The sequence below is a fragment of the Bradyrhizobium sp. PMVTL-01 genome (assembly GCF_051861855.1).
Taxonomy (GTDB): domain Bacteria; phylum Pseudomonadota; class Alphaproteobacteria; order Rhizobiales; family Xanthobacteraceae; genus Bradyrhizobium.
The window spans coordinates 6,192,670-6,206,577 of sequence record NZ_CP193982.1; the positions used below are offsets into that span (position 1 = coordinate 6,192,670).

Sequence of the window (13,908 nt, forward strand, 5' to 3'; positions counted from 1 at the left end):
GGAAGATCACCGCGTCCTGCGAAACGTCAGATTGATCCGTTTCCGTCCCAGCAGCGCATGCTCACCCTCGGCGAGCGGCGCAACGCCGTGATAGGCGAGCCTGGACGGGCCGCCCCAGACCACGACGTCGCCATGGACGAGGCGAAAGCGGCGCGGCTTGTCGGCGCGCGCGAGGCCGCCGAACAGGAAGGTCGCGGGCAGGCCGAGCGAGGCCGAGACGATCGGGGCCGAATAATCCAGCTCGTCCTTGTCCTGATGCAGCGACAGTCGGGTGCCGGGCTCGTAGCGATTGACGAGGCAGGCATCGGGCGAAAAGCCTTCAAAACCGCCCTGCTCTGCCGCGCGGCGAGCGAGATCGCAAAACACCGGCGGCATCGCCGGCCATGGCGCGCCGGTTCGCGGATCGATGGGATCATAGCGATAGCCGGTGTGATCGGTGATCCAGCCGCGCTCGCCGCAATTGGTCATCGCGACCGACATCTGATAGCCGCCGGGCGTGGTCATGCGCCGGAACGGCGATTGCGCCACGATCGCACGCACGGCTTCGATCAGCTCGCTTTCGATCGGCTTGATGAAGCCGCGCAGCAGCACGGCGCCGTCCGCGATCTCCTCGCGCGAGGGCTGCGCCTCGGCAACACTGTCGAACAAATCAGCCGTCAATGACTCACTCATTTCGCATCATGGAAGATCACGCCAAGCGTGTGGCGCTTGCCGGACCTGATCCGGCTGACGCCATGGCGGAGATTAACGCGGTAGGCGCCGCGCGTCCCCTGCATCGGGCGGTGATGCACGGCGAAGGCGACCGCATCGCCCTGCATCAGCGGAACCACCTCGGCGCGGGACTGCATGCGCGGGCGCTGCTCGGTCAGCACGAACTCGCCGCCGGTGAAATCGCGCCCGGGCTCGGACAAGAGGATCGCGACCTGGAGCGGGAACACGTGCTCGCCATAGAGGTCCTGATGCAGGCAATTGTAGTCGCCGGCCTCGTATTGCAACAGCAGCGGCGTCGGCCGCGCCTGGCCGGCCTCATGGCAACGCTTGAGGAATGCCGCGTGCGCTGTGGGATAGCGGATGACGATCCCCATCGCTTCGTTCCAGCGATTGGCGACGACTTGAAGATGCGCATAGAGCGCCGGGCGGAGCTGTGCGATCGGATCGGGCAGCGGATAGGAGAAGTACTTGTACTCGCCGCGGCCAAAGCCGTGGCGGCCCATGACGATGCGGCTGCGGAAGTGGGTGTCGTCGGGATAGAGGGCGGCGATCGCGCGGCATTGGTCGGGCGTCAGCAGGTTCTTCAGGACGGCGCTGCCCTGGGAGTCGAGCTCGGCGGTGATCTGCGGCCAGTCGAGTGCGTCGACGTGGGCGGCGAAGTGGGAGGGGTGGGCTGATTTTCGTGCGGTCATTGTCATAGCAATCACCCTCGCAGCCGGACGTTCACCCCGCCACCCGATTTCCGATGATTATCTCCCCGTCATTGCGAGCTCCGCGAAGCAATCCAGAATCCCTCCGCGGAACCAGTCTGGATCGTCGCAAGGGCTCCTCGCAATGAGGGAGGAGAGAGTTGCGCTCTCAATATCGGGGGAGGCGCCTCAGCCCCTCACCGGCAGCGTCGTCACGTCATACCCGTGCCTGATCGTCCGCTTCAGCACGGGGTCCTCGAGCTCGAAGTCGAAGCGGTCGGCCGGGCGAATGCCGCCCTTGGCCGCAAACGTCCCGCCGAACATGGCGCAGCCATCGGGGAACTTGCCGCCTTCGAAGCCGCGCGCGATCAGATCAGTGACCGGCAGCATCGCATCCAGCGTGCCCTCCTGGTAGAGCACGCGCTCGCCCTTGATGGTGGCATAAGAGCGCAGGATCATCTTGTCCCAGTGGCCGATGACGTCCTCGAGCTCCCACAGCGTCGACGCGATCGGCTTGTCACACATCTGCTTGGAGACCGTGACGTTATAGGCCTCGACCTTGCGATCGGTGTGGTCGGAGCCGCAGCCGACGAAGATGCGGCCCTGCCAGCCGATCAGCACGAACTCGACCTCGCCACTGGAATCGCCACCGGTGCATTCGATGCTGTCTTCCTGGGTCAGCCGCCGCGCCGATGCACGGTAGTAGATCGGCGTCGAGGCAGGGGGGGCGATGCCCATCTCCTGCAGCTCGGCGATGTGCTTGTCGCGCGCGACCGGGTCGCGGCCGGTCCAGCCGGCAATGACCATCTGGTCGATCGCCAAGGTCAGCGGCGTGGTGGTGTCCTGGGCGTCGACGATGAAAGTGAGATCAAACACGAATGACGGCCTCCATGCCGGCAGCAAGTTCAAAGATGCGGCGGTCCGAGCCGCCGGCGCCCGCCAGCATCAGGCCGACCGGGACGTCACCCTCGCGATGGCAGGGCAGCGAGATGGCGCAGCCGTCGATCATGTTGATGAGGGTGCAGTTGCGCAGCGCGCGCAGGTTCTGGGTGGTGAACGCCTTGTCGTCGGCAAGGTCCGCGATCTTCGGCGGCGTATTGGCGGTGGTCGGCAGCACCAGGGCGTCATAGGGCGCGATGCGGGCGTTGACGCGGGCGATCAGCGAGCGGCGCTCGTTGAGCAGATCGATGTAGTCGGCCGCGCTCTGCGCCTCGCCGCGCATGATGCGGACGAAGACGCGGGGATCGTAGACGTCGCCCTTGGCCGTGATGAGATAGCGGTGCCAGGCATAGCTCTCGGAGGCAGCGAAGCCGCCCTTGGCGTTCATCGGGCCGATGTCGTGGAATTCGGCCATCTCGATCCGCTCGATGGCTGCGCCGTGGTCGGCCAACGTCTTCAGCGCGCGCTCGAAAGTCTCGGAGACCGCCGCGTCGAGATCGTCGAGCGCGATCGTGGTCGGCACCGCGAGCCGCATGCCCTTCAGGGGACGCGGCTTCAGCGCGACGATCGGCTCGCCCGCGAGCACGGCGTCGAGTATGGCACAGCAGCTGACCGATCGCGCCAGTGGCCCGATGCTGTCGAGCGAGAAGGACAGCGGCACGGAGCCATCGAGCGGAACGCGGCACTGCGTCGGCTTGTAGCCGACGATGCCGTTGAAGGCTGCCGGAATCCGGCAGGAGCCACCGGTGTCGGTGCCGAGCGCGCCATGCGCCATGCCGTCGAGCACGGAGACCGCGGCGCCCGAGGAGGAGCCGCCGGGCACATGGCCCCGACCATCGGCCCGGTTCCAGGCACCCTTCGGCGTGCCGTAATGCGGATTGATGCCGATCCCGGAATAGGCAAACTCGGTCATGTTGGTGCGCCCGATCAGCACGAAGCCGGCATTGCGCAGCCGGGCGACCGCCACCGCATCGTGCTCGGCCGGATCGGAATCATCGAGCGCACGGGAGCCGGCGCGCGTCGTCTGCCCCTTGACGTCGAACAGATCCTTGATCGAGATGGGAATGCCGGCGTAGCGCGAGGGCGCCGCCTTGACCTTGCGCAGGGCATCCATGGCGTCGGCGGTCGCCAGCGCGGCATCCTTGTCGACATGGATGAAGGTGCGCTGCCCCTCGCCGGCGGGATCGGCGATCCTGGCGATGCACGCCTCGACCAGCTTGCGGGAGGTGGTGCGGCCGCTTTCGAGGTCGTCGGCGAGCTTGGCCAGTGTCGGAAAATCGGGCATGTCTGTCTCACGGAATATTGGCGCGCGCAATCTATAGCGCTGGCTCAGTTCGACACAAGCATTGTGCGCATGATGGCATGCATGCGCATTGCTGGACCGTTGACGCACGATGGTCGATTGTCGCATCAATCGAAACAGGCAGGCGTAGCGCCTGCCCATCGTCGAAAGAAGTCCTGGGAGGGCGTTCCGAGATGGCCGAACCGCAGCGCGCGCGACCGAAACCGACGCCGGAAACCCAGCATTTCTGGGACGGCACCAAGGCCGGCGAGCTGCGCCTGCAACGCTGCGACGCCTGCGCGCATGTCTACTTCCCGCCTCGCCCGTTCTGCCCATCCTGCGCCTCGCGCAAGGTCAGCATCTTCAAGGCGAGCGGCAGGGGTTTCCTCTACAGTTACGTGATCAACCACCGCCCCGCCGCGCCCGGCTTCACGCCGCCCTACGCGATCGCGGTGGTCGAGCTCGCCGAGGGCCCGCGGATGATGAGCAACATCATCGACTGCCCGCAAACCCCGGAGGCGCTCGAGCTCGACATGAAGCTCGAGGTCGCTTTCCAGGAGCTCGACGACAAGTTCACCCTCCCCGTGTTTCGTCCGGTGAAGGGGTAGAGCATGCGCAGGAACCAGGTTGCCGTCGTCGGCGCGGCCGAGACCACCGAGCTCGGTGTCATCCCCAACGCCTCGCAGCTCCAGCTCCACGCGGATGCGGCGCTCAATGCCATTGCCGATGCCGGGCTGAAGCTGTCCGACATCGACGGCTTTGCCACCGCGGTCGAAACGCCGCAGCAGGTCTGCCACTATCTCGGCATCAAGCCGACCTGGGTGGACGGCACCTCGGTCGGCGGCTGCTCGTTCATGCTGCACGTCCGCCACGCGGCGGCTGCGATCGAGGCCGGCCTGTGCAAGACCGTCCTGATCACCCACGCCGAGAGTGGCAAGTCGATGATCGGCAAGCTGCCGCGCTCGATCCCTGCCGACAGCCTGCAAGGCCAGTTCGAGGCGCCCTATGGCGTCTACGGCCCGCCCAGCATGTTCCCCATCCCGGTGCTGCGCTTCATGAAGACCTACGGCATCACCCACGAGCAGCTGGCTTCGGTTGCGGTGGTGCAGCGGGAATGGGCCGCGAAGAATCCGCGCGCGATGATGAAGGACCCGATCACGGTCGCCGACGTGCTCAACTCGCGCATGATCGCCTATCCGTTCCGCCTTCTGCAATGCTGCCTCGTCACCGACGGCGGCGGCGCGCTGATCCTGACCTCGGCCGACCGCGCCAGGGATTTTCCTCGCAAACCGGTCTACATCATGGGCACCGGCGAAAGCGTGGAGACGCCGATGGTCAGCCAGATGGAGACGTTCAACTCCTCGCGCGCCTTCAAGGTTGCCGGCCCCCTCGCCTTCAAGGAGGCCGGCATCGCCCACAAGGACGTCGATCATCTCATGATCTACGATGCGTTTGCTCATCTGCCGCTGTTCGGGCTCGGCGATCTCGGCTTCATGCCGTATGAAGAGACCGGCCAATTCATCGCGGACGGCAATACGCGCCCCGGGGCCAAGCTGCCGCTCAACACCAATGGCGGCGGATTGAGCTACATGCATTCCGGCATGTACGGCATGTACGCGCTTCAGGAGAGCGTGCGCCAGATGCGCGGCATCGCACCGGCGCAGGTCCCGAATGCGAAGATTTCAGTGTGCCACGGCGTCGGCGGCATGTTCGCGGCGTCAGGCACGATCGTGTTTACGAACGAGAGGTAACAGCCCGTCATTCCGGGATGCGCCGAAGGCGCAGGCCCGGAATCCATACTCCCGATGGTGGTTATGGATTTCGGGCTCGCGCCAAGAGGCGCGCCCCGGAATGACGGTGGAATTTGGAACGGCTGGCGGAGAACCCACATGAGCAAATCACTGCAAGACAAGGTCATCATCGTCACCGGCGCAGGCCGCGGCATCGGGCGCGAGATCGCTCTCTTGTGCGCCGGCGAAGGCGCCAAGGTCGTCGTCAACGATCCCGGCGGGGCCGCCGACGGCGCCGGCTCGAACGCTGCTCCGGCCGAAGAAGTGGTCGAGGAGATCAGGAAGCGCGGCGGCACCGCGGTCGCCAATTTCGAGTCGGTCGCCGAAGCGATCCCCGCCAGCAAGATCGTGAAGACCGCGACCGATCATTTCGGCCGGCTCGACGGCGTCGTCAACAATGCCGGCATTCTGCGCGACATGATCTTCCACAAGATGAGCGTGGAAGCGTTCGAGGCCGTCATCAAGGTGCACCTGATGGGCTCGTTCTACGTCAGCCACGCCGCAGCGCGGATCTTCCGCGAGCAGGAGTCGGGCTCGTTCGTCCACTTCACCTCGACCTCGGGCCTGATCGGCAACTTTGGCCAGGCCAACTACGCCGCCGCCAAGCTCGGCATCGTCGGGCTGTCGAAGTCGATCGCGCTCGACATGGGCCGCTTCAACGTCCGCTCCAACTGCGTCTCGCCGTTCGCCTGGACCCGCATGATCGGCACCATCCCGACCGAGACCGATGCCGAGAAGGCGCGCGTCGAGAAGATCAAGCAGATGGGACCGGAGAAGATCGCACCGCTCTGCGGCTATCTGCTCGGCGATTCCGCCAAGGACGTCACGGGGCAGATCTTCGGCGTGCGCATGAACGAGATCTTCCTGTTCAGCCAGAACCGGCCGATCCGCTCGGTGCAGCGGAGCGAAGGCTGGACCCCGCAATCGATCGCGGAACACGGCATGCCGGCGCTAAAGGGCTCGTTCTACAAGCTAGACCGCTCGGCCGACATCTTCACCTGGGACCCCGTCTAGCCGGTCCCAGCTTTGCTGCATTGCGATCTCCGGTTGCCCGGCCGGGGATCGCCCGCTTTACGCCCGATTGCCGGCGGATGGTTTCCTCCCAAACAAAAATATGGGAGGCGACTATGACGAAACCACTGACCATTTCTGTCGAACCCAGCGAGCCCTTTCTTGCGCGCCGCACCCTGTTGAAGGGCGCGGCGGCCGCCGTTGCGGCGACGGGCGTTTCCGTGAATGCCGCCCTGGCAGCCTCCGTGGCGCCCTTGGGCCAGACGGGCGCGCCGACGAGATCAACGGCGCCATTGCCCCTGGGTCCACTGCCGGGGAGCCGCTACCCCGACTCCCACCTGGAATCCGCCAAGAAGGGACCGCCGACATTCGGGCCCCCCGGTTTTCCAGCCTTCGCCGGCACCATGGCCGTCGAGCGCGTCGCCACCGGCTTTCGCTGGGCTGAGGGCCCGGTGTACTTCGCAGCCGGGCGATACCTGTTGTTCAGCGATATTCCGAACAACCGCATCATGCGCTTCTCGGAGGATGACGGTCACCTCAGCGTCTACCGCCAGCCCTCGATGAACTCGAACGGCAACACCATCGATCGCGAAGGACGCCTGATCACATGCGAGCATAGCGGCCGGCGCGTGACGCGGACCGAACTCGACGGCTCGATCACCATCATTGCGGACAAATTCAACGGCAAGCGACTGAATTCGCCCAACGATGCGGTGGTCACGGCCGATGGCGCGATCTGGTTTACCGATCCTGCCTACGGCATCGGCGGCTTCTATGAGGGTATCAAAGCCGAACCCGAGCAGGAGAAAAAGAATGTCTATCGGGTCGACCCCAAGTCCGGAGAGGTCAAGGTCGTGGTCGACGATTTTGTGGAGCCCAACGGGCTCGCCATCTCACCCGACGAGAAGAAGCTCTACATCTGCGACACCGGCTTCACCGATGGGCCGGACAACCCATCCCATATCCGCGTGTTCGACCTCGATGTGGCTGGGGGGAAGGTATCGAACAGCAAGGTCTTCGCCGAGATGCCCAAACCGAGCATCACCGACGGCGTCCGCTGCGACACCGAAGGCCGGGTCTGGTGTTCGGTCGGCTGGGGTGATCCGAACGAAGACGGCGTGCGCTGCTACACGGCATCGGGCGAGTTGCTCGGCAAGATCCATATTCCGGAGACCGTGGCAAACCTGTGCTTCGGCGGCCAGCAGCGAAACAGGCTGTATATTTGCGGCTCGACATCGCTCTATGCCGTCTACACCAGTGTGCAGGGCGCGATGAAGCCTTGACCGAATAGCGGGTGGGGTAGCGAAGAGCGGGCGGCGCGCCCGTCTGTTCGCTATCCCTACCCCGTATTCCTCAGCCCCGCCGAGATCCCGTTGATCGTCAGCTGAATCCCGCGCAGCACCTGCTCGTCGGGATTCTGCGCGCGATGCTCTTTCAACAGCTGGACCTGCACGTGGTTGAGCGGATCGAGGTAAGGGAAGCGGTGGCGCACGGAGCGCTCCAGCAGCGGGTTGCCCTGCAGCAGCCGGTCCTGGCCCATGATGTCGAGCAGCGTCTCGATGCAGGAATGCCATTCCCGGCGGATGCGGCCGAAGATCTTTTCGCGCAAGGCCTCATCCGGCACGAGCTCGGCATAGCGCGAGGCGATCGCGATCGAGCTTTTTGCCAGCACCATGTCCATGTTCGACAGCAGCATGCGGAAGAACGGCCATTCCTTGTAGAGCTCTTTCAGGAACGGCATGCCCTGTTGCGGATGCTCCGCGATCCACTGCTCGACCGCGCTGCCAAAGCCGTACCAGCCCGGCAGCATCAGGCGGCATTGCGCCCAGGAGAACACCCAGGGAATCGCGCGCAGATCCTCGATCGCGCGGGTCTTCTTGCGCGAGGCCGGGCGGCTGCCGATGTTCAACGTCGCGATCTCGTTGATGACAGTGGACGCCCAGAAGTAATCGACGAAGCCTTCGGTCTCGTAGACGAGGCCGCGATAGGCCTTGAAGGCGAGATTCGAAAGCTCGTCCATCGCGACCAGATACTCGCGGCGAGGCGCGCTCTGGCGCGGATGCAATAAGCTTGCTTCGAGCGTCGCGGCTGCCAGGATCTCCAGATTGTTGCGGCCGACTTCGGCGTTGGAATATTTCGATGAGATGATCTCGCCCTGCTCGGTGATGCGGATCTGGCCGTTCACCGCGCCGCCGGGCTGCGCGATGATGGCATCATAGCTCGGCCCGCCGCCGCGGCCGACCGAGCCGCCGCGGCCGTGGAACAGGCGCAACCGGACGTGGTGGCGCTCGAACACCTCGACGAGGCCGATCTCGGCCTTGTAGAGCTCCCAGCCCGAGGTAACGAAACCGCCGTCCTTGTTCGAGTCGGAATAGCCGAGCATCACCTCCTGCACGCTGCCCCGACTGTCGACGAGGCGACGGTAATCGTGCAGCGACAGCATGCGGTCCATGATGCCGGATGAGGCCTGCAGATCCTCGATGGTCTCGAACAGCGGCACGATGTTGATGGCGCTGCGCCCGGAGGGATGGACGAGGCCGACCTCCTTCAGGAGCACCGCGACCTCGAGCATGTCGGACATGCCCTTGCACATCGAGATGATGCATTGGGGAATCGCGTCCGAGCCGAACTTCGCATGCGCTTCGGCTGCAGCATGGAACACGTTGAGCTCGCCCATGGTCTCGTCACTGTATTTGACGAATGGCGAGACCAGCGAGCGTGTCGAGCGCAGCTCGTTCGTCAGCAGCGAGATGCGCGCCTCTTCGCCGAGCGCGAGATAGGACATGCCGGGATTGGCTGCGTCGATCAGCTCGGCAATGGTGCGCTCGTGCACCGCCGAGTTCTGGCGGATGTCGAGCCGCGCCAGATGGAAGCCGAAGCAGTCCACTGCGCGGCGCAGCAGCCGGAGCCGGCCGCGGGCGATGACGCGGGCGTTGTTGGAGATCAGCGAACGGTGCAGCACGTCGAGATCGGCCTGCAACTCCCTGACGCTCTCGTAAGGCGCACCCTTGCCGACCGGCCGGCGCGTGATCTCGACCTCGAGCTTTTCGGCCGTCGCTGTCAGGCGCGCGTAGATGCCCGACACCGCGAGGCGATAGGGCTCGCCGCTCCGGTGCGGCGAGGTGTCCGGCGAGCGCTCCGCCAGGGTGCGCAGCTCCTCGGAGACATCGGCGAGATGTGCTGCGATCGACAGCTCGGAGCCGAGCACGTGCAGCTCGTTCAGATAGAACTGCATGACCCGGCTCGACTGCAGCCGCAGCGTGCCGCGCATGACGTCGGCAGTGACGAAGGGATTGCCGTCGCGGTCGCCGCCGATCCAGCTGCCCATGCGCAGGAACGAGGCGAGCTCGCTCGTCGCAGCCTCGCCGCCCTCCTCCAGCCGGTCCTCCAGCACGTTCACCAGCCGCGGCACCTCGCGCAGGAAGGTATAATCGTAGAACGACAGGCCATTGGCGACCTCGTCGAGCACGGTGAGCTTGGTCCGGCGCAACAGGTTGGTCTGCCACAGCGTCAGCACCTCGCGGCGAAGCTGCTCGTCGCTGGCGGCCGCCTCGTCCGCGGTGAGCGCGACGCGCTCGCGGCGATCGAGCAGGCTTGCCACCTCCATCTCGCGGTCCATGGTGCTCTTGCGGCGCACCTCGGTCGGGTGCGCGGTCAGGACCGGGCTGACGAGGGCGGTCTTGAAGAAGCTGCGGAGCTGGTCGGCGCCGATGCCCGCCGCCTTGGCGTGCGCCAGCGTCTCCGCCAGCACGCCGGAGCCGCCGGTTTTGGCGGCGCTGCGGGCGCGCATCTGGCGAATGTTGTTCTGGTCCTCGGCGATGTTGGCCAGGTGGGAGAAATAGCTGAAGGCGCGGACGATCCGCACCGTCTCGGAGGTCGACATGCTGTCGAGGATCTGCTCGAGCTCGCGGCGGGCGAGCCGGTCCTCGTCGCGGTGGAACCGGATCGAGGTCTGCCGGATGCGCTCGACCAGGTCGAACACATCGGCTCCCTCCTGGTCGCGCACCGTGTCGCCCAGGATGCGCCCGAGCAGGCGGATGTCGTCGCGCAGCCGGGCATCCGCTTCCAGCGCCTGCGCGTCCTCGGGGCGGTTCGGGCGATGCTCGGTGGCGTCGGATGTTACGGTCTGGAGGGACATCGGCTCGCTCCCCTTCTAGAGCTCCCTATGGCTCCCCGGCCTTCCGAGTGTGCAAGTTTTTTGCCGCAGCGCAAGGTGAAGTTGGGGGCGGCGCACACTCCGGGATATCAGGCCGGCACGATCACCTTTCCGATCGGCCACAGCGCGATGCCCGCGAGCTTCAGATGGGCCCAGGCGAAGGGAATGCCGATCATGGTGACGGCCAGGACCAGCGCGGTCACGAGGTGGCCGAGCGCCAGCCACCAGCCGGCGAGCACGAACCAGATAATGTTGCCGATCACCCCGAGCGGCCCGGTGCCGATATCCTCGACACCGGTGACCTCGTAACGGTTGACCGCCCGCGAGCCGAACGGCAGCAGCGTGTAGACGGCGATATTGAAGGCCGCCCGCGCCCAGGGCAGGCCGATGATGGTGATGGCCATGATGACGGCGGCCACGAGCCAGCCGAACGCCATCCAGGCGCCGCCAATGAGAATCCAGAGGATGTTGAGCAGGATGGAAACGGGGGTCATGGGATGATCCGCGGTCGATGAGCCCTCTTATAGCACGACCGCTGCGGTCATAGTCCATGACGCCGGCTGCGTTCGGCACGCAGCGAGGCGCTGACAAATCCGACATCCTCCATCCCGCGCGAGATCTCTTTCGAGCAGAGCCAAAGCGTCAACGCGGCGGCCCCAATCGCGCCTAACCCCGAAATGAGAACAGGATTGGGACAGAACGTGACGAGGAAACTGTCGAGCGGAACGGACCCGGTCGGCCAGGGCGGGCTGCAGGACGATGCCAGAGCCCAGCCGGACAGCATCACGGCGGCAGCGTTCGCTCCGGCCAGGGCCGTTACGACGATCGCGAGGCCCTTCTTGATGGAGAGTGCGAGATCAATCGTCTTCACGACGGCACAACATGCGATCACGACAACGATGGCCGGGCCCCGTCCAGAACCCGCCGCTGCGATCGCCTGAGCCTGACCGCTCCAGGCCCAAAGCGCAGCGACACAGCCAAGCAGGGTGAGATTGACCTTCACGGTTTCGGGAAACTTGCAACGAAGCAGCCAGACGTTCGCCTTCTCGATCAGGTCCAGCACTGCGCAGGCGATCAGCCCGGCCGCAAAACCACCGAGATGGACGCCCCAGTCGATCCGCGAATTGCCGAGCGCAAACGCGATGTTCAATCCGATATTGATCGCGAAGAAGTCGAACCTGACATCGAGCTTGCCGAGGATCCACAGGCACAGCAGCGCGCCCAGAATGCCCGACGTGGCACCGGACGCGCCGACCGTCAAATAGGGCGTGGAATGGATGCCATTACCGATGACGGCGCCGAACACCATGGCGCAGAGATAGATGATGAGGAAATAGGCCGCTCCGACCCGCCGCTCGAGATGTCCGCCCCACAGCACGAGACACAACATGTTCATGGTAAGGTGGACGAAATTGACATGCAGGAAGCCATATGCAACGAGGCGCCAGTACTCGTGTCGCGCGATCGCGGTCGCATACATGCCGCCGTAGCGATACAGCAGCTCCGCCGGCGCCGCCGCGCCGCCTGCCTGTATGAAGCAGAAGCCTGATGCGAGGACCGTGACCGTCATCAGCGCGAAGACGGCGGCATGGGGAACTTCGAAGAAGCCGGGACTGGCACGGTAAGATGGCATGGAAGATCACAAGCTGCAGGAAGCGATAACCGCAACCTAGCCGAGCCGCCCGATGATTGCTACTCCACTCGTGCCCCCGGGCCTCCGATTTGCCACCCGACGGGTTCATTCTCAGATCTTCCGTCCCGCCTGCTCCCAATAGGGATCTCGGAGCCGGCGTTTGAAGATCTTTCCGGAATCTTCGCGCGGCAGCGCGGTGCGGATCTCGATGTGTTTCGGCACCTTGTAGTCGGCAAGCGAGGTCTTCAACCGCGCGCGGACCTCGCCAGCGTGGAGCGTAACGCCGGCTTGCGGCTCGACGACCGCCATCAGCGCCTCGCCGAACTCGGCATCGGGAATGCCGAACACGGCGCAATCATGCACGCCGGGCACGGCGTGCAGCACGGATTCGATCTCGGCCGGATAGATGTTGACGCCGCCCGAGATCACCATGTCGCGCTTGCGGTCGCAGATGAAGACGTAGCCGTCCTCGTCGATATAGCCGACATCGCCGGAGGTGATGAAGCCGTCGCGGTCGATCTCGGCGCGCTTCTCCGGCTTGTTGTGGTAGGTGAAGTCGGCGAGCCCCGCCATGCGAGAATAGATCTCGCCGATCTCGCCGACGCCCAGCACGCTTCCGTCCTCGCCGATGAAGCGCAGCTCGGCGCCGGGTGATGTCTTGCCGACAGTGCCGGGCTTCTTCAGGGCATCCTCGGAGGTCGCGAAGGTGACGGCGCTGGATTCGGTCGAGCCGTAGAATTCGTAGATCACCGGCCCCCACCATTCGATCATGGCGCGCTTGACGTCGGCCGGACACGGCGCGGCGGCGTGGATGACATGGCGCAGCGAAGAGACGTCGTACTTCCTGCGCACCTCTTCCGGCAGCTTCATCAGGCGGATGAACATGGTCGGCACCATGAAGATGGTGTCGACCTTGAACCGCTCGATCAGGTCCAGAAATTCTTCGGCCTCGAAGCGCGGCATCAGCACCAAGGCGCCGCCGAGCTTGCCGGCGCGGATGCCGAACGAGTTGGGCGCGGAATGATAGAGCGGGCCCGGCAGCAACGCGCGGGCGCCGGGCTTGAGGCCATAGATCATCGCGCGCATGCGCTCGCCGGCGGCCTGCTGCTCCGGCGTCGGTGCGTTGCGCCGCACCCCCTTGGGATGGCCCGTCGTGCCCGAGGTGTAGATCATGTTCATGGGCTGCGGCACGATTGGACCGTCATAGGGCTGGAATTGCGCGAGCCAGGCTTCGAAATCGATCGCGAAGTCCGGCGTCTTCAACTGATCCGGGTCGATCTTGTAGTTGGACAGGATCTCCGGCGGCGTCGGCACACTGAGGACGGTGACGCCTTTCGGGATCGCGTCGCGCAGGACGTGCAGCATGTCGGCATGCCCGATCAGCACGGACGTGCCGGTGTCGCCAAGGATGTAGTTGATCTCCTCCGGCTTGAAGTGCCAGTTGATCGGCACGCCGTAAGCGCCGAGCCGCATTGCGGCGTAAGCAGCCTCGAGGAAGGCGATGTCGTTGCGCATCAGCATGCAGACGCAATCGCCCTGGCGGACCCCGATCCTGGCGAGGCCGCTTGCGATGCGGTCGGCGCGATTGGCAACCTCGGCATGGGAGCGGCGGCGCTCGCCGGAGATGATGCCGAGAAATGGGGACGTTTGGTTCATTGTTGTTTTCTTTGTTGTTGGAACTCGACCCTCATGGTGAG

General features: G+C 65.1%; 12 protein-coding genes. 4 read left to right on the forward strand and 8 right to left on the reverse strand.

What is annotated here, in order from left to right:
- Positions 1-6: 6 nt before the first annotated feature.
- The 4 genes from alkB to ACRQ5Q_RS29995 form a co-directional block, all read right to left on the reverse strand.
- The gene (gene alkB / locus ACRQ5Q_RS29980; RefSeq protein WP_439374216.1) at positions 7-660 is read right to left on the reverse strand and encodes a DNA oxidative demethylase AlkB; all 654 of its coding nucleotides are present in this window, start codon (positions 658-660) and stop codon (positions 7-9) included.
- Positions 661-668: 8 nt separating this feature from the next.
- Positions 669-1,409: a 2OG-Fe(II) oxygenase gene (locus ACRQ5Q_RS29985; protein WP_439393539.1), complete on the reverse strand. Its 741-nt coding sequence runs from the start codon at positions 1,407-1,409 to the stop codon at positions 669-671.
- 180 nt (positions 1,410-1,589) lie between these two features.
- A complete protein-coding gene (locus ACRQ5Q_RS29990) occupies positions 1,590-2,276 on the reverse strand; it encodes a DUF2848 domain-containing protein (protein WP_439374214.1) in 687 nt (228 codons plus the stop codon).
- A complete protein-coding gene (locus ACRQ5Q_RS29995; protein WP_439393541.1) occupies positions 2,269-3,624 on the reverse strand; it encodes an amidase in 1,356 nt (451 codons plus the stop codon). The genes ACRQ5Q_RS29990 and ACRQ5Q_RS29995 overlap by 8 nt, the downstream gene beginning before the upstream one ends.
- 191 nt (positions 3,625-3,815) lie before the next feature.
- Here ACRQ5Q_RS29995 and ACRQ5Q_RS30000 point away from each other — a divergent pair, with 191 nt between their 5' ends.
- From ACRQ5Q_RS30000 to ACRQ5Q_RS30015, 4 genes are all read left to right on the forward strand, one after another.
- Entirely contained in the window at positions 3,816-4,229 is a 414-nt protein-coding gene (locus ACRQ5Q_RS30000; RefSeq protein ID WP_439393543.1) for a Zn-ribbon domain-containing OB-fold protein, read from the forward strand.
- Positions 4,230-4,232: 3 nt separating this feature from the next.
- Entirely contained in the window at positions 4,233-5,372 is a 1,140-nt protein-coding gene (locus tag ACRQ5Q_RS30005; protein WP_439374211.1) for a thiolase C-terminal domain-containing protein, read from the forward strand.
- Positions 5,373-5,510: 138 nt separating this feature from the next.
- The gene (locus ACRQ5Q_RS30010; protein ID WP_439393545.1) at positions 5,511-6,425 is read left to right on the forward strand and encodes an SDR family NAD(P)-dependent oxidoreductase; all 915 of its coding nucleotides are present in this window, start codon (positions 5,511-5,513) and stop codon (positions 6,423-6,425) included.
- Between the two features lie 113 nt (positions 6,426-6,538).
- Complete coding sequence (locus ACRQ5Q_RS30015; protein WP_439393546.1) at positions 6,539-7,705, forward strand: SMP-30/gluconolactonase/LRE family protein; 1,167 nt, start codon at positions 6,539-6,541, stop codon at positions 7,703-7,705.
- A gap of 56 nt (positions 7,706-7,761) precedes the next feature.
- Here the strand turns inward: ACRQ5Q_RS30015 and ppc are convergent, their stop codons facing one another.
- The 4 genes from ppc to ACRQ5Q_RS30035 form a co-directional block, all read right to left on the reverse strand.
- Positions 7,762-10,560, reverse strand: a complete 2,799-nt coding sequence (gene ppc / locus ACRQ5Q_RS30020; RefSeq protein WP_439393548.1) for a phosphoenolpyruvate carboxylase — start codon at positions 10,558-10,560, stop codon at positions 7,762-7,764.
- A 107-nt stretch (positions 10,561-10,667) separates the two neighbouring features.
- Positions 10,668-11,072, reverse strand: coding sequence for a YccF domain-containing protein (locus tag ACRQ5Q_RS30025; protein WP_439393550.1), 405 nt, complete (start codon positions 11,070-11,072; stop codon positions 10,668-10,670).
- Positions 11,073-11,119: 47 nt separating this feature from the next.
- Positions 11,120-12,211, reverse strand: a complete 1,092-nt coding sequence (locus ACRQ5Q_RS30030; RefSeq protein WP_439393552.1) for a rhomboid family intramembrane serine protease — start codon at positions 12,209-12,211, stop codon at positions 11,120-11,122.
- 111 nt (positions 12,212-12,322) lie between these two features.
- Positions 12,323-13,867 carry an acyl-CoA synthetase gene (locus ACRQ5Q_RS30035; RefSeq protein ID WP_439393554.1) on the reverse strand — a complete coding sequence of 515 codons (1,545 nt, stop codon included), beginning with the start codon at positions 13,865-13,867 and terminating at the stop codon, positions 12,323-12,325.
- Positions 13,868-13,908: the final 41 nt, after the last annotated feature.